20 protein-coding genes are annotated in these 20,790 nt (G+C 67.2%); 15 read left to right on the forward strand and 5 right to left on the reverse strand.

From position 1 onward, the window contains the following. The first annotated feature begins 5 nt into the window (after positions 1-5). From AC1DNG_RS17335 to dnaE, 12 genes are all read left to right on the forward strand, one after another. Positions 6-1,193 carry a UDP-N-acetylglucosamine--N-acetylmuramyl-(pentapeptide) pyrophosphoryl-undecaprenol N-acetylglucosamine transferase gene (locus tag AC1DNG_RS17335; protein WP_476887860.1) on the forward strand — a complete coding sequence of 396 codons (1,188 nt, stop codon included), beginning with the start codon at positions 6-8 and terminating at the stop codon, positions 1,191-1,193. Between the two features lie 4 nt (positions 1,194-1,197). Then, the gene (gene murC / locus AC1DNG_RS17340) at positions 1,198-2,598 is read left to right on the forward strand and encodes a UDP-N-acetylmuramate--L-alanine ligase (RefSeq protein WP_476887861.1); all 1,401 of its coding nucleotides are present in this window, start codon (positions 1,198-1,200) and stop codon (positions 2,596-2,598) included. Then, positions 2,591-3,505, forward strand: coding sequence for a cell division protein FtsQ/DivIB (locus AC1DNG_RS17345; protein ID WP_476887862.1), 915 nt, complete (start codon positions 2,591-2,593; stop codon positions 3,503-3,505). The genes murC and AC1DNG_RS17345 overlap by 8 nt, the downstream gene beginning before the upstream one ends. 254 nt (positions 3,506-3,759) lie before the next feature. Then, positions 3,760-4,977, forward strand: a complete 1,218-nt coding sequence (gene ftsZ, locus AC1DNG_RS17350) for a cell division protein FtsZ (protein WP_476857734.1) — start codon at positions 3,760-3,762, stop codon at positions 4,975-4,977. Positions 4,978-5,091: 114 nt separating this feature from the next. Then, positions 5,092-5,868 (forward strand): purine nucleoside phosphorylase YfiH/LACC1 family protein, encoded by a 777-nt coding sequence (locus AC1DNG_RS17355; protein ID WP_230008812.1) that lies wholly within the window; start codon positions 5,092-5,094, stop codon positions 5,866-5,868. Further along, positions 5,861-6,679 (forward strand): YggS family pyridoxal phosphate-dependent enzyme, encoded by an 819-nt coding sequence (locus tag AC1DNG_RS17360; RefSeq protein ID WP_476887863.1) that lies wholly within the window; start codon positions 5,861-5,863, stop codon positions 6,677-6,679. Before AC1DNG_RS17355 ends, AC1DNG_RS17360 begins: the two co-directional genes overlap by 8 nt. 87 nt (positions 6,680-6,766) lie before the next feature. Beyond that, positions 6,767-7,297 (forward strand): cell division protein SepF, encoded by a 531-nt coding sequence (locus AC1DNG_RS17365; RefSeq protein WP_230008814.1) that lies wholly within the window; start codon positions 6,767-6,769, stop codon positions 7,295-7,297. A 137-nt stretch (positions 7,298-7,434) separates the two neighbouring features. Further along, positions 7,435-7,743 (forward strand): YggT family protein, encoded by a 309-nt coding sequence (locus tag AC1DNG_RS17370; protein ID WP_230008815.1) that lies wholly within the window; start codon positions 7,435-7,437, stop codon positions 7,741-7,743. Positions 7,744-7,907: 164 nt separating this feature from the next. Continuing rightward, entirely contained in the window at positions 7,908-8,603 is a 696-nt protein-coding gene (locus tag AC1DNG_RS17375) for a DivIVA domain-containing protein (protein WP_028275874.1), read from the forward strand. A 152-nt stretch (positions 8,604-8,755) separates the two neighbouring features. Continuing rightward, complete coding sequence (gene lspA / locus AC1DNG_RS17380) at positions 8,756-9,334, forward strand: signal peptidase II (protein WP_223916639.1); 579 nt, start codon at positions 8,756-8,758, stop codon at positions 9,332-9,334. Positions 9,335-9,359: 25 nt separating this feature from the next. After that, positions 9,360-10,328 carry an RluA family pseudouridine synthase gene (locus AC1DNG_RS17385; RefSeq protein WP_028275872.1) on the forward strand — a complete coding sequence of 323 codons (969 nt, stop codon included), beginning with the start codon at positions 9,360-9,362 and terminating at the stop codon, positions 10,326-10,328. 118 nt (positions 10,329-10,446) lie between these two features. Next, positions 10,447-14,004, forward strand: a complete 3,558-nt coding sequence (gene dnaE, locus AC1DNG_RS17390) for a DNA polymerase III subunit alpha (protein ID WP_476850425.1) — start codon at positions 10,447-10,449, stop codon at positions 14,002-14,004. 95 nt (positions 14,005-14,099) lie between these two features. Here the strand turns inward: dnaE and AC1DNG_RS17395 are convergent, their stop codons facing one another. The 4 genes from AC1DNG_RS17395 to AC1DNG_RS17410 form a co-directional block, all read right to left on the reverse strand. Continuing rightward, complete coding sequence (locus AC1DNG_RS17395; RefSeq protein WP_476887864.1) at positions 14,100-14,957, reverse strand: anti-sigma factor; 858 nt, start codon at positions 14,955-14,957, stop codon at positions 14,100-14,102. Continuing rightward, positions 14,944-15,516: an RNA polymerase sigma factor gene (locus tag AC1DNG_RS17400; protein WP_476859848.1), complete on the reverse strand. Its 573-nt coding sequence runs from the start codon at positions 15,514-15,516 to the stop codon at positions 14,944-14,946. The genes AC1DNG_RS17395 and AC1DNG_RS17400 overlap by 14 nt, the downstream gene beginning before the upstream one ends. A gap of 182 nt (positions 15,517-15,698) precedes the next feature. Continuing rightward, positions 15,699-16,415, reverse strand: coding sequence for a DUF4397 domain-containing protein (locus tag AC1DNG_RS17405; protein ID WP_476859847.1), 717 nt, complete (start codon positions 16,413-16,415; stop codon positions 15,699-15,701). Positions 16,416-16,555: 140 nt separating this feature from the next. Then, entirely contained in the window at positions 16,556-17,014 is a 459-nt protein-coding gene (locus tag AC1DNG_RS17410) for a flavin reductase family protein (RefSeq protein WP_018772361.1), read from the reverse strand. A gap of 195 nt (positions 17,015-17,209) precedes the next feature. Here AC1DNG_RS17410 and AC1DNG_RS17415 point away from each other — a divergent pair, with 195 nt between their 5' ends. The 3 genes from AC1DNG_RS17415 (at position 17,210) to nrdR (ending at position 19,777) form a co-directional block, all read left to right on the forward strand. Beyond that, entirely contained in the window at positions 17,210-17,788 is a 579-nt protein-coding gene (locus AC1DNG_RS17415; protein ID WP_476887865.1) for a hypothetical protein, read from the forward strand. Between the two features lie 29 nt (positions 17,789-17,817). Continuing rightward, positions 17,818-19,170: a histidinol dehydrogenase gene (gene hisD, locus AC1DNG_RS17420; RefSeq protein ID WP_374208246.1), complete on the forward strand. Its 1,353-nt coding sequence runs from the start codon at positions 17,818-17,820 to the stop codon at positions 19,168-19,170. Positions 19,171-19,273: 103 nt separating this feature from the next. Then, positions 19,274-19,777 carry a transcriptional regulator NrdR gene (gene nrdR, locus AC1DNG_RS17425; protein WP_028275865.1) on the forward strand — a complete coding sequence of 168 codons (504 nt, stop codon included), beginning with the start codon at positions 19,274-19,276 and terminating at the stop codon, positions 19,775-19,777. Positions 19,778-19,973: 196 nt separating this feature from the next. Here the strand turns inward: nrdR and ppgK are convergent, their stop codons facing one another. Continuing rightward, a complete protein-coding gene (ppgK, locus tag AC1DNG_RS17430; protein WP_223916650.1) occupies positions 19,974-20,777 on the reverse strand; it encodes a polyphosphate--glucose phosphotransferase in 804 nt (267 codons plus the stop codon). Positions 20,778-20,790: the final 13 nt, after the last annotated feature.

Here is a 20,790-nt window from a genome sequence, read left to right on the forward strand (position 1 = left end):
CCTTCATGAACACCGAGTCGCCCTTGTCCGTGGTCCTTGCTGGCGGCGGAACCGCCGGCCATATCAGCCCGCTGCTGGCAATTGCCGGCGCCCTCCGGCAGTCCCGCCCCGGAGTGCAGCTCCTGGCTGTCGGGACCCCCGGGGGAATGGAAGCGCGGCTCGTCCCGGCGGCCGGCCTGGACCTTGCCACCATCAGCCGTGTCCCGCTCCCGCGCAGGCCTTCCGCGGATCTGCTCCGGCTGCCGGGCCGGATGGCCGGTGCGGTGAAGCAGGCGGGTTCCATCCTGGACGAGGCAGGCGCCGACGTCCTGGTGGGGGTCGGCGGGTACGTGTGCACACCGATGTACCTCGCTGCCCGGCGCCGGAAGATCCCGATCGTGGTCCACGAGGCCAACACCCGTCCCGGCCTGGCTAACCGCGTTGGCGCAGGCCTCGGCGCCCACGTGGCAGTGGCCTTCGCCGCGACCAAACTGGGCCGTGCCGCCCGGCACGTAGGCATGCCCATGCGCCCCGAAATTTCCGGCCTCGACCGCGCGGCCGCCCGGGCCGGTGCACGGCAGGCGCTCGGCCTGGACGCGGACCGGCCCACACTCATCGTCACGGGCGGGTCCTCGGGCGCCCAGAGCATCAACCGGTCCCTCGCCGCGGCCGTCGGGGCCCTCGCCGACGCCGGCGTGCAGACCCTGCACATCACCGGTCGCGGCAAGTCCGTCCACGACGCCGACGGCAAACCGCTCGCTGCGCCAGGCTACCGGCAGGTGGAGTACGTCGACGGGATGGAAACCGTCTACGCCGCGGCGGACCTGCTGCTGGCCCGTGCCGGAGCCGCCACGGTCTGCGAGGTGGCCGCCGTGGGCGTGCCTGCCGTTTTCGTGCCCCTGCCCATCGGCAACGGCGAGCAGGCGTTGAACGCCGCGGGCCTGGTCGCCGCGGGCGGCGCATTGATAATCGATGACAAGGCCTTCTCCGCCGACTGGATCAGCGGGAACATCATTCCCCTGCTGCTGGACACGGACAGGCTGGACCGGATGGCAGCCAGCTCCGAACAGCTCGGCATCCGCGACGCCGACCGGCGCATGGCCGATCTCATCCTCGGCGTGGCGTCTTCGAACGAGCGCAGCGGGAACCGGCAGAGTCCGAAACAGCAGCGTCCGAAACAGCAGGGCACGAACCAGCACGGCAGGAAGCAGTAGAGCAATGACCCAGCCCCAACACGGCACGCATGCCCTGGAATCCCTCGGCCGCGTCCACTTCATCGGCATCGGCGGCGTCGGCATGTCCGCCGTTGCCCGCATCATGGTGGCCCGCGGCATCCCGGTGAGCGGCTCCGACGCCAAGTCGCTGCCCGTCATGGCGGACCTCGCGGCCGCCGGGGCGCGGATCGCCGTCGGCTATGCTCCCGGCAACCTGGGAGACGCCCAGACGGTGGTCGCCGGCTCCGCGATCCGGCCCGACAACCCCGAGCTCGCGGCGGCCCGCGCCGCCGGACTCCCGGTGCTGCACCGCTCCGAGGCGCTGGCCGCCACGATGGCGGATGACACTGTGGTGGCAGTCGCCGGAACGCACGGCAAGTCCACCACGACCTCCATGATCACGGTGCTGCTGCAGGGCGCCGGACTGGACCCGTCCTTCGCGATCGGCGCCAACGTCCCGGCGCTCGGAGTCAATGCGGCACACGGCACGGCGGGGATCTTCGTCGCCGAGGCCGACGAATCGGACGGCTCCTTCCTGAACTACCGCCCCACGATCGCCGTGGTGACCAACGTCGAGCCGGACCACCTGGACTTCTACGGCACCGCCGAGGCCGTCTATGCCTCCTTCGACCGCTTCACGGCCCTGCTCCCGGCGGACGGCGTCCTGGTGGCGTGCGCTGACGACCCCGGGGCCAGGGCACTGGCCGAGCGCACCCTGGCCCGCGGCAACACCCGCGTGGTGCTTTACGGAACCGCCGACGACGCCGCCATTCGGCTGCACGACGCGGGACCCGGCCGGATGGGGATCTCGACGACGGCGGGCACGTTCGGCGTCGAACTGCAGGTTCCGGGCCGGCACAACGCACTCAACGCTGCCGCCGCCTTCGCCGTGGCGATCGAACTCGGCGTCGCGCCCGGCACCGCCGCGGCGGCACTGGCCCACTTCTCCGGCGCCTCACGCCGTTTCGAGTTCAAGGGGGAGGGCTGCGGCGTCCGCGTCTACGACGACTACGCCCACCACCCCACGGAAGTCCGCGCCGCCCTGTCCGCGGCACGTGCCGTCGCCGGGGAGCACAAGGTGCACGTGCTCTTCCAGCCGCACCTGTTTTCCCGGACCCGGGAATTTGCCCGCGAGTTCGCCGAAGCGCTCAACACCGCGGACACGGCCCTGGTCCTGGACATCTATCCTGCCCGCGAGGATCCTATTCCAGGGGTCACCAGCGGGCTGATCGCCGAGCACCTGGGCTCAGGCGGCCGCCTTGTCGGACCCGACGGGGAGGCTGTGCAGGCGCTGCTGGCGGCCGCCGGCCCCGGGGACATCGTGCTGACCGCCGGCGCCGGGGACGTCACGGCCTACGGGCCGCTGATTGTCGAGGCCCTGACGGCCGAGGCCGCCGGTGCCTAGCACCAGGCGCCCCACCTACCGTGGCGGATCCGGCACCGGCTCCCGGCCGCCGTCCGCCGGGACGGGCACGGATGTCATTTCTGCGTCCAAGACCGCCGCCGACACCGCCGAGGACACCGCCGTCGGTCGGTCCCGCAATCCGCAGAACCTGCAGAACCCGCAGGCCACCCCGGACAACGGGCCCGGAAAGGTGCTGTCCTTCCCCGAGCCCAAGGGCAAGCGCCGCCGGCGGATCCTGCTCAGCACCATCGGGATCGTGGCCGTGCTGATGGCGGGCATCGTCGCGGCCGCCGTCTACTCGCCCGTGCTGGCCCTGCGCACGGTCACGGTGGAGGGTACAAAGATGCTGCACCCGGATCAGGTCCAGGCCGCCCTCGCGCCCCTTCAGGGCAAGCCGCTGCCGCAGATCAGCGAGGAGGAGGTCACAGCCCTGCTCAAGCCGCTGGTCCAGGTCAAGGACGTCACCGCGAAGGCGCTGCCGCCCGCCACCTTGCAGGTGCACGTCACCGAGCGCATTCCCGTGGCCCTGGTCAAGCAGGGCAAGACATTCCAGCTGGTGGACGTCGACGGTGTCCAGCTCAGCACCACCGCCGATGCGGCCTCGGTATCGCTGCCGGTGATCGACGGCGGCAGCGGAACGCTGCCGAAGGACCTGTTCCAGGCCATCACGGCGGTGCTGGGGGCCCTGCCGGCGGACGTGCTGGCGCGGCTCTCCAACGCCTCTGCCGCGTCTGCCGACGCCGTCGAACTCAAACTCGTCGACGGGCAGACAATCGTCTGGGGCAACGCGGGGGAGAAGGAGCTGAAGGCGCGGGTCCTTTCTGCCCTCCTGAAGGTCCCGGCCGACCCCAAAAACCCGGTGAAGGTCTACGATGTCAGCGTGCCCCGGCACCCAGTCACGCGGTAGCCGGCAATCGGATCCGCCGCGTCACGGATGTCCAGCGGACGTCCAGCTGCCCGCGGGACTACTTACAGGGGCTATTTGCCCGGTAATCGCGCGACACGCGGCGCCGGTTATTGAATGTCCCCTGCATAGGAAATACCGTCACAGACATGAGTTACTTGACATAACTATAACCTTCAAGTCGAAGGTTAAGGTTCAAAGCTTCAAGCAGGACTCGATCAGTTTTCGCATTAGTACACGAACAAGGGACACGTAACGTGGCAGCTCCGCAGAATTACTTGGCCGTCATCAAGGTCGTCGGCATCGGCGGCGGTGGCGTGAACGCAGTCAACCGCATGATCGAGGTCGGTCTTCGCGGCGTCGAATTCATCGCCATCAACACCGATGCCCAGGCATTGTTGATGAGCGATGCCGACGTCAAGCTCGACGTCGGGCGTGAGCTGACCCGTGGACTCGGTGCTGGCGCGAACCCTGAAGTTGGCCGGCAGGCCGCGGAGGACCACGCCGATGAAATCGAAGAGGTCATCCGGGGCGCAGACATGGTCTTCGTCACCGCCGGCGAAGGCGGCGGAACCGGAACCGGCGGCGCCCCCGTCGTCGCCCGGATCGCACGGTCCCTTGGCGCCCTGACCATCGGCGTCGTGACGCGCCCCTTCACGTTTGAAGGCCGCCGCCGTGCCGGCTCCGCCGAGGCCGGCATCGACGCCCTGCGCGATGAAGTCGACACCCTGATCGTGATCCCGAACGACCGCCTGCTCTCCATCAGCGACCGCAACGTCTCCGTCCTGGACGCGTTCCGTTCCGCCGACCAGGTCCTGCTCTCCGGTGTCCAGGGCATCACGGACCTCATCACCACCCCCGGCCTGATCAACCTCGACTTCGCCGACGTCAAGTCCGTCATGCAGGGTGCCGGTTCCGCGCTGATGGGCATCGGTTCTGCCCGCGGCGAAGACCGCGCCGTGAAGGCCGCGGAGCTGGCCATCGCCTCCCCGCTGCTGGAAGCATCGATCGACGGCGCGCACGGCGTGCTGCTGTCCATCCAGGGCGGCTCGGACCTTGGCCTCTTCGAAATCAACGAGGCAGCCCGCCTGGTCCAGGAAGTCGCCCACCCGGAGGCCAACATCATCTTCGGCGCCGTGATCGACGACGCCCTCGGCGACGAGGCACGCGTCACCGTCATCGCCGCCGGCTTCGACGACGTCAAGGCCACCTCGCCGTCCATGGACCAGTCCCTGCCGGCCGCGCCGCAGCGTCCCGCGTCCCCCGCCCCCGCCCCGGCGCAGGCACCCGCCTCCGCCCCGGTTCAGCCGCTGCACGCCACCGTCGGCGCCTCCGGCTACGGCGGCTGGGGCCAGCAGCGTCCCTCTGCCGTACCGGCCGATTCGGGCTTCGACGTCGACCTTCCGGCCGTCGTGGAGCCGGACCTGTCCGGCCGGCACTCCGATGACCTGGATGTCCCGGACTTCCTGAAGTAAATAGTTCCGCTCCAGCATGGCACCGCCGTCCGGCGGTGCCATGCTGCTTTGCGGCGGGTTACGGTGGATTGTATGAACGCAGGTATTCCGGACATGTTGATGGCGGTGTTGTGATTGTTTTGCTGGCGGGCTGAAGTCCGGCCGGGCGTATGGGTGGCTTTCACCGACGCCGGAGCCGGGAACCTGGCACTGCATGTCGGTGATGACCCCGTGGCGGTGCGCCGCCGGCGCGCGGAGCTCGAAGCGGCCGCCGGGCTCGGCGGGCGCTCCTTCCGGTACATGAACCAGGTCCACGGCAGTGACGTCGCCACCATCGTTGGGTCCCCGGCCGCGGACTCCGCGGGTGAAGGTCCGGCCGCGCCCACGGCCGATGCCATGGTCTCCCTGACTGAGCCGCTGGCCGTCCTGGTGGCCGACTGCGTGCCGGTGGTGCTGGTCGGCGAGGATCCGGCCGGGGCGCCGGTGCTGGGCGTCGTCCACGCCGGACGGCCAGGCGTCGCCGCCGAGGTGGTGCCAGCCGCTGTGGCCCGCCTCCGGGAGCTCGGTGCGGACCGCATCAGCGCCTGGGTGGGCCCCTCGGTCTGCGGGCGCTGCTATGAAGTCCCCGGCAGTCTGCGCGCGGACGTTTCCGCGGCCGTGCCTGCCACCTGGTGCACCACCTCGACCGGCACCCCTGGTCTGGACCTGCCAGCCGGAGTGCGGAGCCAGCTGGAAGCTGCGGGCGTCGCGATCGAATACTCCGGGGGATGCACCCTCGAGGACGACACCCTCTTCTCCTACCGCCGCAACAGCCACACCGGCCGCTTCGCCGGGCTGGCGTGGACGGACGGCACCCACGGGACTGACGGCACTGACGGGACTGACGGGAAAAGGGAGTATGGCCATGACTGAACCGGCGCAGCGCCCGGACGCACACGCCGTCGAGCCCGTCACGGCGCCGGGGGAGAACCATGAGAACCGAACGGACGCGCTGGAAGGCCCCCGTCTGGCCCAGCTGGAGGCGAACCTCGCGGCCGTCCGCCGCCGGATCGACGCCGCCGTGGCCGCCGCGGGCCGGCAGGCGGCGCCGCCGCGCCTGATCGTCGTCACCAAGTTCCATTCTGCGCTGGACGTCCGGCGGCTGGCGTCGCTGGGGGTCACCGACGTCGGGGAGAACCGGGACCAGGAGGCCGCGGAAAAGGCGGCGCAGCTTCAGGACCTTGGCCTGAGCTGGCACTTCATCGGTCAACTCCAAAGCAAGAAGGCCAAATCCGTGGTGAAGTACGCCGCGTCCGTGCACTCCGTGGACCGGGAAGCCGTCGCCTCGGCCCTGGCCAAGGCGATGGCCGTCGAAGCCGACCGCACCGGCCGCCCGCCCCTGGACTGTTTCATCCAGGTCAGCCTGGCCGAGCAGGCCGGCGACGCAGCAGCGGCCCACCGCGGCGGCGCGGCGCCCGGCGAAGTCACCGCGCTGGCCGAACAGGTCGCCGGTGCCGGCGGACTGAGGCTCGCCGGCGTCATGGCCGTTGCCCCGCTCGGGGCGGACCCGGCGGCTGCCTTCGAAAAGCTGGCGGGCATTTCCGGGCGCCTGGCCGAACAATTTCCCTACGCCACGGGAATATCCGCCGGCATGAGCCAGGACCTCGAAGAGGCCGTCCGCTTCGGGGCGACACACCTGCGCATTGGCTCCGATATTCTGGGTCCGCGTCCGGCCCTGCGGTAAGTTCGACATATTGGAAGGTAATGGCGGGGATTCCAAGGCTGTCTAGTCACTAAGCGGCCCGCTTACGGACAAGATTAGGAGTCGACCATGGCTGGCGCTCTGCGCAAGACAATGATCTATCTTGGGCTCGCCGACGGCGACGAACACTACGAGTCTGAGCACCCCACACCGCACAAGGATGAGGACGAATCCATGGAGCAGGACCGCGAGGAACGACGTGCTCCGGCGCCCGTCCGCGAGGTCCCCCGGGAAGAGCCCCACGCCGCTGAAGAGGAATATCGCGCACCTGTGACACCCATCAAGCGTGCGGCATCGAGCCGCGAAGAGACCACCGGACTCCGGCAAATCACGACCATCCATCCGCGGTCGTACAACGACGCCAAGCTCATCGGCGAAAGCTTCCGCGACGGCATCCCCGTCATCATGAACGTCACCGACATGGGCGAGGCTGACGCCAAGCGCCTCGTGGACTTCTCCGCCGGTCTTGTTTTCGGCCTGCGCGGCAGCATCGAACGGGTGACGAACAAGGTCTTCCTGCTCTCGCCGTCGTACGTCGAAGTCATTGGCGACGACAAGAAGGTCAGCGAGACGCAGGCAAGTTTCTTCAACCAGAGCTAGGCCCGAATATTCGGTACTGATGCCAGGCGGGGACACCTGCCTGGCATCCGTGCGGAATTATCCGTGTTGAAATAGAAGTGACACTTTCCTTAGGACACTTCGGTATCCGGAATGAACATGGAGATATGAGTTAGCTCATGGGAATTGTTTTGGGGCTCGTCTATATCGTTCTGTTGCTTTTTTTCGTGGCATTGATCATCCGTCTGGTCTACGACTGGGTGCAGATGTTTGCCCGAAGCTGGCGGCCGCGCGGTTTGGCACTCGTGACCGCTCATGCTGTGTATTCGGTCACGGACAAGCCCCTCAAACTGCTCCGCCGGCTCATCCCGCCGCTGCGGTTGGGCGGAATGTCGCTGGACATAGGCTTCCTGCTGCTGTTCGTGGCCGTGAGCGTGGCGATGTGGATCGTCAAGGGCCTGGTGTACGCCCAGCCGATCGCGGCATAGGCCGCAGCCGCAGCCGGGCAGCGACCTGCCCGGCCCAGGCCCAAACCGAAAGTAAACTCCGGTTTGACACTGCGGTGTTGAATTAGAGGAACCAGACCATATTTAGGTACCGTAGTTTGACGGCCGGAAGGCCTACTGACTAACTAGACCAACGAGGTGACCAGATGGCTTTGACGCCAGAAGACGTTGTCAACAAGCGCTTTCAGCCGACCAAGTTCCGCGAAGGCTACGACCAGGACGAGGTTGACGACTTCCTGGACGAGATCGTCGTCGAACTTCGGCGCCTGAACCAGGAGAACGACGAGCTGCGCAAGAAGCTCGCCGAATCCGGCGCCGGCACGCCTGCCAGCTCCGCAGCCGCCGCACCCGTGGTGGAAAAGGTCCCGGCACCCGTCAAGGCCGAGAAGGAAGACACCGCCAAGGCCGAGGCCGAGGCCAAGGCAAAGGCGGCCGCAGAAGCCGCTAAGAAGAAGGAAGCCGAGCAGGCCGCCAAGGCCGCCCAGGTTGTCGAGCCGGCGCGCAGCGCCGCCACCCCGGCGTCGGAGTCCGCCGCCGGCCTGCTCGCCATGGCGCAGCAGATGCACGACAAGCACGTCGCCGACGGCGAGCAGCAGCGGGACAAAATCATCGCTGAAGCTCAGATCGAGGCCAGCAGCCTCGTCAACGATGCGCAGGAAAAGTCCCGCAAGATCCTCGGTGCCCTCGAGCAGCAGCGCTCCGTCCTGGAACGCAAGGTCGAACAGCTTCGCGGCTTCGAGCGCGACTACCGCTCACGCCTGAAGGCCTACATCGAAGGCCAGCTCCGCGACCTGGACGCCCGCGGCTCCGTCGCGGCCCCCGAGGTTGGCGAAGCCAGCTAGGGCAAAAAGCAAGTATTCTGAAAGCCGGTGGCTGAGGATTCCTCGGCCGCCGGCTTTTCCCTTTTCCCGCGACGTGCCGGCACCGGCCCAGGTGCCCGGCACTTGCCGGTACCTGAACCCGGTCCCCGCACTGGCTCCCGATCGAAAGCCCTATGACTGACGCACCATCACCAGACGCCATGCAGCCTGTCGAGGCGGCACAGCCCGTGCGCGCCCGGCCGCGGCGGGCAAAGCTGTTTGTCCTTTTCGCTGCCTTTGCGGTCTTCGCCTACGTGTTCGACCAGCTCACCAAGCTCTGGGTCACGACCACCATGACCGAGGGTGAGCGGATCCCCGTGCTTCCCCCGCTGCTGCACTGGTTCTACATCCGCAACTCGGGGGCGGCGTTCTCGATCGGCGAGAACGTCACCTGGGTGTTCACAATCATCATGGCGGCCGTGTCTGTCGCGATCCTGCTGCAGCTGCGCAAGCTCGGTTCGCTCTGGTGGGCCCTGGCGCTGGGACTGCTGCTCGGCGGCGCACTCGGGAACCTGACGGACCGGCTGTTCCGCGAGCCGTCCTTCGCGATGGGCCATGTGGTGGACTTCATCCAGCTGCCAAACTTCGCGATCTTCAACATCGCCGACTCCGCCGTCGTCTCCGCCGTCGTGATCATCTGCCTGCTCACGCTCCGCGGAATCTCCCTGGACGGCTCGCGCCATACGAAGGATACGGTGGCCAACGATGTCTGACACTGCCTCAGGAAACGCCGCTGATATGGCGGCCGATATGGCCGCCGAAGCCGGCACCGCACCCGCCGGGCACCACCGCTTCACCGTCACGGAGGACCTCGCCGGTTCCCGTGTGGACGCCGGACTGGCCCGGCTGATGGACATCTCCCGCTCGCAGGCTGCAGTCCTGATCGCCGAAGGCAACGTCACCAGCAACGCAGGGAAGGTCGGAAAGTCCCTCAAACTCACCCTGGGCACCGTGCTTGAGGTCGTGGTGCCGGACCGCAGGGACCCCCTGGAAATCGTGGAGGAAGTAGTGGACGACCTGTTGATCCTGCTGGACGATGACGAATTTGTGGTCATCGACAAACCGGTCGGTGTCGCCGCCCACCCTTCGCCCGGCTGGGTGGGACCCACGGTGGTGGGTGGCCTCGCCGGGCTCGGCTACCGGATTTCGACGTCGGGCGCCCCGGAGCGCGCCGGCATCGTCCATCGGCTCGATGTCGGCACTTCCGGTGTCATGGTGGTGGCCAAGACCGAAAATGCCTACACCGTGCTCAAGCGCGCATTCAAGGAGCGCACCGTGGACAAGGTCTACCACGCCGTCGTCCAGGGCCTTCCCGATCCGCTGGCGGGCACCATCGACGCGCCCATCGGCCGGCACCCGGGCCATGACTGGCGGTTTGCCGTGACCGAGGACGGCCGTGATTCGGTGACGCACTATGAGGTCCTGGAAGCTTTCGGGAAGGCCTCACTCGTGGAGGTGCACCTCGAAACGGGCCGCACCCACCAGATCCGCGTGCATTTCTCGGCCCTGCGCCACCCCTGCGCCGGTGACCTCACCTACGGCGCGGACCCGAGGCTGGCCGCCACCCTCGGCCTCACCCGGCAGTGGCTGCACGCCCGGGAACTGTCCTTCGACCACCCGCGGACAGGGGAGCGGGTTACCGTCGCCAGCGAGTACCCGCAGGACCTGCAGTACGCGCTGACGGTCCTGGAGTCCGGAAACGCCTGAGCCGCACGGCACGGGCGGTCTGAATCCACGGGGTTCTGCCGGGCCGCCCGTTGCCGCCGTTCGGTGCCCACCGCCGTGGCTGCACGCCGCCGTCGTGGCACGGCACTAGAATGGTGCGGTGACTTCCAGCAACGACTCGTTTGTCCATCTCCACAACCACACCGAGTACTCGATGCTGGACGGTGCCGCCCGGCTCGGTGAGCTGTTCGACGAAACCGAACGGCTCGGCATGCCGGCCCTCGCCACGACGGACCACGGCTACCTGTTCGGCGCCTTCGACTTCTGGAAGCGCGCAACAGACCAGGGCATCAGACCCATCATCGGCGTCGAAGCCTATGTGACTCCCGGGACCGCCCGCACGGACAAGACCCGTGTGCGCTGGGGCGAGGAGCACCAGCGCAAGGACGACATTTCCGGCGGCGGCTCGTACACGCACATGACCCTGCTCAGCTACAACAACGTGGGCATGCGGAACCTTTTCCGGGCCTCCTCGATCGCCTCGCTGGACTCGGTCTTCGGCAAATGGCCCCGGCTGGACCGTGAGCTGCTGAACACCTACTCGGAAGGGCTCATCGCCACCACCGGCTGCCCGTCCGGCGAGGTCCAGACCCGGCTGCGGCTCGGCCAGTACCGCGAAGCCCTGGAGGCCGCGGCGGAGTTCCGCGACATCTTCGGGGCGGAGAACTACTTCTGTGAGCTCATGGACCACGGCCTGGACATCGAGCGGCGCGTCACAGGTGACCTCCTGCGCCTGGCCAAGGACCTGAACCTGCCGCTGGTGGCCACCAACGACCTGCACTACACGCACGAGCATGACGCCAAGGCGCATGAGGCCCTGCTGGCCATCCAGTCCGGTTCCACCCTCCTGGAGCCGACCTACGACAACGGCGGCTCGCGCTTCGCCTTCTCCGGCAGTGGCTACTACCTGAAGTCACCGCAGGAAATGCGCGAACTGTTCCGCGACCACCCCGAGGCGTGCGACAACACGCTCCTGATCGCCGAACGCTGCGAAGTTTCCTTCAACACCGGCGCCAACTACATGCCCCGGTTCCCCTGCCCGGAGGGGGAGGACGAAACGTCGTGGCTGGTCAAGGAGGTCGACAAGGGACTCCGCTACCGCTATCCCCAAGGCATCCCGGACAAGGTCCGCAAGCAGGCCGACTATGAGCTCGAAGTCATCACCTCGATGGGCTTCCCGGGCTACTTCCTCGTCGTCGCCGACTTCATCAACTGGGCCAAGAACAACGGCATCCGGGTCGGTCCCGGGCGCGGCTCCGGCGCCGGCTCCATGGTGGCCTACGCGATGCGCATCACCGACCTGGACCCGCTGCACCACGGCCTGATCTTCGAGCGCTTCCTCAACCCGGACCGCGTCTCCATGCCTGACTTCGACGTCGACTTCGATGACCGGCGACGTTCCGAAGTGATCGACTACGTCACGCGCAAATACGGCGACGAGCGCGTGGCGATGATCGTCACCTACGGCACCATCAAGACCAAGCAGGCCCTCAAAGACTCCTCGCGCGTGCTGGGCTACCCGTTCAGCATGGGCGAGACGCTGACCAAGGCGCTCCCGCCGGCCGTGATGGCCAAGGACATCCCGCTGGCCGACATCCAGAACAAGGACTCCAAGCGTTACAGCGAGGCCGGCGACTTCCGCCAGCTCATCAGCACCGACCCGGAGGCCGCCAAGGTCTTCGAGACGGCGCTGGGCATCGAGGGCCTGAAGCGGCAATGGGGCGTGCACGCCGCCGGCGTCATCATGTCCTCGGACCCCATCATCGACGTGATCCCGATCATGCGCCGTTTCCAGGACGGCCAGGTCATCACCCAGTTCGACTACCCGACGTCCGAAGGCCTCGGCCTGATCAAGATGGACTTCCTCGGGCTGCGAAACCTGACGATCATTTCCGATGCCCTGGAAAACATCAAAATGAACCGCGGCATCGAGCTCGACCTCGAAACGCTCGAGTTGGATGACACGGCGTCCTACGAACTGCTGGCCCGCGGAGACACACTGGGCGTCTTCCAGCTCGACGGCGGTCCCATGCGGTCCTTGCTCAAGCTGATGAAGCCTGACAACTTCGAGGACATCTCCGCCGTGCTGGCCCTCTACCGGCCCGGACCCATGGGCGCCAACGCGCACACCGACTACGCGCTGCGCAAGAACAAGATCCAGGAAGTCATACCGATCCACCCGGAGCTCGAGGAACCGCTGTCCGAGATCCTCGGCGGGACCTACGGGCTGATCGTGTACCAGGAGCAGGTCATGGCCGTGGCGCAGAAGCTCGCCGGCTATACCCTGGGCCAGGCCGATATCCTGCGCCGCGCCATGGGCAAGAAGAAGAAATCCGAGCTGGACAAGCAGTTCGCCGGCTTCTCCCAGGGCATGCAGGACAACGGCTATTCCATGGCCGCGGTCAAGACCCTCTGGGACATCCTGCTGCCGTTCTCCGACTACGCCTTCAACAAGGCGCACTCGGCCGCCTACGGCGTGATCTCCTACTGGACCGCGTACCTGAAGGCGCACTACGCGCCGGAGTACATGGCTGCCCTGCTGACCTCAGTGGGCGACGACAAGGACAAGTCGGCGATCTACCTCAACGAATGCCGGCGCATGGGCATCACTGTGCTGCCGCCCGACGTCAACGAGTCAGCCCTCAACTTCACCCCTGTGGGCACCGACATCCGCTTCGGCATGGGCGCCATCCGCAACGTCGGCGTGAACGCCGTCGAAGCCATGGTGGCGGCGCGCGAAAAAGAAGGCGCCTACACCTCCTTCAAGGACTACCTCCTGAAGGTCCCGGCAGTGGTCTGCAACAAGCGCACCATCGAATCCCTGATCAAGGCCGGCGCCTTCGACTCGCTCGGCCACCCCCGGCGGGCCCTGGCCATGATCCATGAAGAAGCGATCGACTCCGTCATCACCCTCAAGCGCAACGAGGCGATCGGCCAGTTCGACCTCTTCGCCGGCTTTGAGGACCAGGAGCCCGAGGCGTCGCTCAGCACCGAGATCCCGGACCTGCCGGAATGGGAGAAGAAGGACAAACTGGCGTTCGAGCGCGACATGCTCGGCCTCTACGTCTCCGACCACCCGCTGCAAGGACTGGAAGGGCTCCTGAGCCAGCACGCCGACCGGTCGATCACCTCGATCATCGCCGAAGACGGGCCGCCGGACGGCTCGATCGTGACCATCGCCGGTATGATCACCTCGCTCAGCCGGCGGATCGCCAAGGCCAGCGGCAACGCCTACGCCCGGGCCGAAATCGAGGACCTCGCCGGTTCCATGGAGGTCATGTTCTTCGGCCAGGTCTACGGCCCCATCGCCTCGGTGCTCGCGGAGGACCTGATCGTGGTGGTCAAGGGCCGGCTGCAGCGGCGCGACGACGGCGCCGTCACCTTGAACTGCATGGAACTCTCCGTGCCGGACCTCAGTGACAGCCAGAACGGGCCTGTGGTGATCACCATGGCCACGCACAAGGCCACCGAGGCCGTGGTCACCGAGCTGGGCGACGTGCTGCGCACGCACCGCGGAAATTCGGAGGTCCGCCTGCACCTGCAGGGCGACACCCGGGTGGAGGTCATGGGCCTGCCGGTACACCTGCGCGTCAACCCGAGCCCGTCACTGTTCGGCGACTTGAAGGTGCTGCTCGGCCCGACCTGTTTGGATAACTGACATGCAGGGGGTTGCTGGCGGCCAGGCAAGGCTGAGCGATCCAGGGCACCCTGAGTATCGCCGCCCCGCGAGGGTTCACGCACAGCATCCGAGGATCATGTTTTCGGGTTGAGCGTTCCCCGGGCGATGCTGTCGGCGGAGTGGGCCGGGTTCCCGTTGTATGGCTGGTTGGAGACGTCCACGATGGGGTACTGGGCCAGATCAATGCCGTCCGGGATGGTGAAGATGCCGGATTCATTGTCGAGGACACCCAGGCTGACCATTCTGGACAGGTCGGCAGAGCCGACCCACACTCCCCGGAATCCGGTGATGTGGTCGTTGGAGAGCCGGATGATCAGGTGCCGGGTTCCATCGGGGAGTTGCTCCACCCGGGCGTCTCCGCTCCCGGTATGTGCGGGCAGCGGAGTCAGGGACGTTTGGGCGACGACTGTCGAAGCGGTACCCGACTGGGTGGAGGTGGGTGTGGGAGTGCCGGTGTGTCCGAGAACTCCGGCAGCGGTCCATCCGGCGGCCGTGCCAAGAACGATTCCGGCCGCAGCCGCGATAACCCACAGACCGGGACGGCCATGCCTGTCTTTGGCGCGGGGCCGCAGCGGTATCGGTGCCGGCTTTGTGCCGCCGCCGTGGTTCGGGCGCGCCTCCGCCGCGGCAGGTTTCTCCGGTGCGGCTGGTTTCTCCGGGGCAGGGTGCCCTGAGCTGGGCTGGCTCAAGGGATCCGTTGCGAGGGCCGGCGAGAGGCCGAGGGCCTGATGGATGGCGGCCCAGTTCTGGCTGCCGGGTTGCTCGAGTTCGATGCCTGCGGTGTCGAGGGTGGCAACGTGCACGGCATGTTGCAGGCCTCGGAGGGTTTCGCTGCACGTGGGGCAGCTGGCGAGGTGGTCGGCGTCGGCGTCCGTGCCCAGGGGCTCGCCAAGGGCCAGCAGACTAAGAAGTTCGGCGTCAAGGTGTTCCATGTTCCACCTCCAGGCGGGTGCGTAAGCGGGTGAGGCTGCGCCGGATGTGGCTTTTAACAGTACCGAGCGGCAGGTTGAGGCGCGACGAGATCTGGTCGTGAGTCAGGTCTTCATAGAACGCCAGCCGCATTATTACTTGCTGTGGATCCCCTAAATGCTCCAGTTCTTCGTCCAACGTCAGGCGGTCGGCGACCTCTTCTACGTCCCCGGCGTCCGGGCGGGAAACGGGGTCAACGACCAAGAGAGTGGCTGCTTGTTCGAGATGGCGCTGGCGGGAGCGAGCGGACAAGGCGTCGGAGATTGCATTGCGGGCGATCCCGATCAGCCATGCCGGCAGCCGCCCCGCCTCCGGGCGAAATGTGGTCCGTGATTTCCAGGCCCGAATGAAGACCTCCTGGGTGACGTCGTCGGCAGCGGCACGCTCTCCCAAGGATCTTAGCGCCAGCGTGTAGACGAGCGGACTGAACCGTCGGTACGCCTCCGCGAGGACGCGTTCGTCGCCGCCGGCAAATGCGTGGTCGAGACCGGAGTCCCAATCGTGCGATGCGGCAGCCTCCATCAGGTGCTCCTTTGAGCGGCAGTGGCCCCTGTTGCACCACATTATGCCGCTCGCGCGGGGACTCCGCCATGGTCGAACTGGGTCAGCCTTCCGGGCTGTCACTGTGTGCGTGCCGGTGGGGCCGCGGTTGATGCGACCCCACCGGGTGAGAAAACAGGATGCCTGCTGGAGCTCCGGTTGGCTTACTCGTGGTGGCCTTTGTGTCCGCGCGATGAGGAGTCCACTACCTGTACGGCGGCCCCAAGGTTGTTGTCGGCGAGGCTTCCCCAGGCGTAGACGATGGTGTTTTTCCCCGCAGTGACCTTGATGTCGGCCGGACCGATCAGCGGGGCAGTGGTTCCCTCGGCTGCGACCGAGGCCGGGACGGTTCCGGCCTTGAGAGTGAGGGTCTTTTGATGCCGGTTGGTGAGTCCCTCAATGACCGCGTTGCCACCGGCCAGGACATCGACGGCGGGCGCCGCAGCGACGTGCCGGACGGTCAGCTTGCCCTTTCCCTCCGGGCTGGCGGAGGTGTCATTGGTGAAAAGGGTGGCCGTGGGCGTCCCGTCAGCGGCCAGATGTGCGACCGCTGTGTAGTCCCGACCTTCTTCGAGGTCCACTGTGACCGGGCCTATCACGGGGTGGTCGGCGCTGGTGGCGTCGGCGCCGGTGATGGCGACCTTGTGGTCTCCGTCGGGGACGTTCAACGGCCCGGCCAATGTGCCCGGTTTGAAGTTGTCCAGGGCGAGTTTGCCGTCGACCCAGACATCGACGGTAAGGCCCGGAACGCCGTGGAGGACGGACAGTTTTGCCGTTCCCTCGTCGCGGTGATGCCAGGTCCCGGCCTGGGCCGGGGCGGCCAGGGCCAGTGCTGCCAGCAGCGTCATTGCTCCGGTGGCTGCAGAGAGTGTCTTGCGCATTTCCAACTCCTCATCGGGGCCCACATGGGGGCGGTGGTTGTGCTTACACCCTTATTACCGGCCGAAGGCCGTCGCCGGATGCACCACCGGGGAAGTTTTAATGTGCCGTGTTAATTTGCCGTGGCCCGTAGAGGCGTCTGTCAGATCTCGTAGTCGAGCGGAACGGGCTGGCTGTAGGCCCCGGAGTGGTAGAGCAGGGGAACACCGTCGTCGCCGACCTGGCCCTCCACCACCTCGACCACCACGACCGCGTTGTTCTCGAAGGAGAGCCGCATCTGGACCTTGCCGATCAGCCAGCCGCTGACTCCCTTGAGCACGGGCACCTCGTGGGGTCCGAGCTCCCAGTGGTCGCCGTCGAACCGGTTGCCGGCCCGGGCGAAACGGTCGGCGAGCTCCTGGTTTTCCAGCCCGAGCATGTGCACGCCAATGTAGGTCGTGTTCGCCACGGCCGGCCACGAGCTGGAGGTCCTGGCCATGTTGAACGTAAAGCGCGGCGGCTTGGCGGACAGAGAGGCCACGGAGGTCGCCGTGAATCCGAACGGGACGCCGTTGTGGTTGGCCGTGATGATGGCCACGCCCGCCGCGTGCCGGCGGAACATTTCCCTGAATGTTCCCTCGAAAATACCTTCATCTGTGGCCACTGCGATCCAACTCCCTGCTGCACGTGCGTGTCGTACTTCTACTCTGCCAGCGTATTGCGCAGGGGAATCGAGTGCGGCATTTTCTTTACGTCTCCCGTCATGTGCTGCCGGCCGGCGTCATGCGCCGCGGGAATCCTTGTTACGGTTTGTTGCATGACACAGTCCGCAGTCGACGGCCCCGTCCACCACGCCGGGGAGCCCGCACAGCCCGAGCGGCGTCCCGAGGGGCAGCCCGGTTCCGGGGGGACATGGCGGAAGGCCGCGGTCATCGCGGCCGCCGGCATCCCGGTGGGGCTGCTTTGGTGGCTTCTGGCGCCGTCGGGCCTGAATCTCCTGACCGGAAACCCTGACCTCGCCGCCGGCACCAACACCGCCACCTGGCTGCCCCGGGACCTTGTGCTGGCGGGGCTGTGCCTGCTCGCAGGGTGCATTGCCGGGTCGTTCGTCGCCGGCAACAAGCACCAGCAGCCCGGCCCCGGCGCTGTTGTCCTCGTGGTCCTCGCCGGCGCTGCCGGTGCGCTCATCGCGTGGGGAACCGGTGTGCTCAGCGCCCAATGGTGGGGAGCGCCGGCAGATACTTCGGCCAGCGCCAGCGTCGCTTTCTCCCTGCGCTCCTATGCGGTCCTCGCCATCTGGCCGGCAGCGATCGCCCTGGCCATCTTCCTGAACAGCCTCTTCCCGGGCAACGGCGGCAAACCCCGCCGCGGCGGGGCACGTAAAATGATCGGGTGAGCCTAACTCCTGACAGCCCCGTGACCCCGATGACCGCCGCCCTTAACTTCCGCACGGTGGACGTGCGCGGTGCGCACCTGTCTCTCGCCGGACTCCGCGCAGCCGTGCCCCGGGCACAGTCCGGGACGATGGCCGACGCCGAGGGCAAGGTCCTGGATATCATCTCCGCCGTCCGCGCGCGGGGTTTCGGCGCACTGCGGGAGCTGGCACTGGCTTTCGACGGCGTCGAGCAGACGCATCCCCGCGTCCCGGCCGAGGCGCTGCGTGCAGCCCTCGAGAACCTGGATCCCGCCGTCCGCGCGGCCCTGGAGGAGTCCATCAAGCGGGCCCGCGCCTTCGCCGACGCCCAGCGCCCGGCGAACATCGACGTCGAACTCGGCGAGGGTGCCGTCGTCAGCCAGAACTGGGTGCCGGTGGCGCGCGTGGGGCTCTATGTCCCCGGCGGCCTGGCGGTCTACCCGTCCTCGGTGATCATGAACGTGGTCCCGGCCCTGGCCGCCGGCGTCGAATCGATTGCCCTGGCCTCGCCGCCGCAAAAGAACTTCGGCGGCCTCCCGCACCCCACGATCCTGGCTGCGGCCTGCCTGCTGGGCATCGAGGAGGTCTACGCGATCGGCGGGGCGCAGGCCATTGCGGCCTTCGCCTACGGCATCCCGGCCGACGCGTCCGACGGCGGCCACCTCCCCGGGATCGACCCCGTGGATGTCGTCACCGGTCCGGGCAATATCTTCGTGGCCACCGCCAAGCGCCTGGTTAAAGGGGTTGTCGGGATCGATTCCGAGGCCGGCACCACGGAGATCGCGATCCTCGCGGACGCCACCGCCAGTCCTGCCCTCGTGGCCGCGGACCTCATCAGCCAGGCCGAGCACGACCCCAAGGCTGCATCGGTGCTGTTCACCGACTCCGAAGCCCTCGCCGCAGAGGTCCGCGTGGAGCTTGAGCGGCAGGCCGCTGCCACCAAGCACTCCAGCCGCGTCCGCGAGGCGCTCTCGGGCCCGCAGTCCGGGGTGGTGCTGGTCGAGGACCTGGAGCAGGGCATTGCCGCCTGCGACGCGTACGCCGCGGAACACCTTGAGATCATGACCGCCGACGCCGCCCGGGTGGCCGGCCGGATCCGCAGCGCCGGTGCGATCTTCGTGGGGGACTACAGCCCCGTGAGCCTGGGGGACTATTGCGCCGGCTCCAACCACGTGCTGCCCACCAGCGGCACCGCGGCCTTCTCCTCCGGACTGAATGTGACCACGTTCCTGCGCGCCATCCAGGTCATCAACTACAGCCGGGCCGCGTTGGAGCAGGTCAGCGGCCATATCGTCAGCCTCTCCGGCGCGGAGGACCTGCCGGCGCATGGCGAGGCCGTCACGGTGCGGTTCGCCGCCCGGTAGTTCAGGACCCAGACCACTACATGTAGTAATTACAGGCTTGTTATTCAGCTACATCTAGTCGTAAACTGAGGTCACAGCGGATTGCGACAGGGGAGGAACCGACATGTATTGCCCGTTCTGCCGGAACCCTGATTCGCGCGTCGTGGACAGTCGGATCGCCGACGACGGCTCCGCCATCCGGCGCCGCCGGCAGTGCCCCGAATGCGGCCGCCGGTTCACCACCGTGGAAACCACGAGCCTGACCGTCATCAAGCGCTCCGGGGTCGGCGAGCCGTTCAGCCGCAGCAAGGTCATCAACGGCGTGCGCAAGGCCTGCCAGGGCCGCCCGGTCACCGAAGACGATCTCGCCTTGCTGGCGCAGGAAGTCGAGGAGGCGATCCGGGGCTCCGGCGCCGCCGAAATCGAGGCCCACGAAGTCGGGCTGGCGATCCTGGAGCCGCTGCAGCGTCTCGACGAGGTTGCCTACCTGCGGTTCGCCAGCGTCTACCAGGCCTTCGAATCGCTCGAGGACTTCGAATCGGCGATTTCCCTGCTTCGCCATGAGGCAGAGACCAAGGGCCGGGACGGCAAGAGCCCGGACAAGCGGCCGCTGCAGGCGCCGTCGTAAATGTCCTGATTGTCCTGGCGACGGCGTCCCAGGATCCACCACAGACTCCGGTGGTGGCAGCGGAGGGGAAGCCGCAGCCACCACCGGCTCCACCTCACCGCTCCACAAAGAAATTGAGCTATCACTCCGGGTCGTTCCCAGCGTTCAGAACGACCCGGAGTGATAGCTCAAGTGGTTTTAATCCCGCGATGGGCCTTTATTTTGCCAGCTTGTGCTTGAGGGCAATCTCGATGGCCGCGCCCACGATCCCGGCGTCGTTCTTCAGCTCGGCCGGGACGATCGGCGTGCGCAGCTTCATGTGTGGCAGGTACTCGTCCGCACGCTTGGAGATGCCGCCGCCCACGATGAAGAGCTCGGGGGAAAACAGGAATTCCACGTGGGAGAAGTAGCGCTGCAGCAGGACGCTGTACTGTTCCCAGCTGAGGCCCTCGCGCTCACGGGCCACGGCTGAGGCCTTGGTCTCGGCGTCGAAGCCGTCAATCTCCAGGTGACCGAGTTCGGCGTTGGGAACCAGCTTGCCGTCGAAGATGAACGCCGAGCCGATGCCGGTGCCAAGGGTGATCACCAGCACCGTGCCGGCGACTCCCTCGCCGGCACCGAAGCGGGCCTCGGCGAGTCCCGCGGCGTCGGCGTCATTGATGACCTCCACCGGGCGGCCGAGACGCGCCGTGAGCATGGCGTCGATGTCGGCTTCCAGCCACGACTTGTCCACATTCGCGGCCGAATGGACCACGCCGTGCTGGATGATGCCGGGGAAGGTCACGCCCACGGGGCTGCTGGCGTCGGGGGCATCGGAGCGGGCCGAGAGCTCGGCGACAACCTGCGCGACGACTTCGGCCACCGATTCAGGAGTGGAGGGCTGCGGCGTCGGGAAGCGCACGCGGTCACCGATCAGCTTCCCCTTCTTCAGGTCCACGATCCCGCCCTTGATTCCGGTCCCACCGATGTCAATGCCGATCAGGGGGGCGTTCTTCTTCGACTTTTCGTCCTTCTTGGCCAATGTCGTTCCGTTC

Source organism: Arthrobacter sp. 01T425, assembly GCF_056398725.1.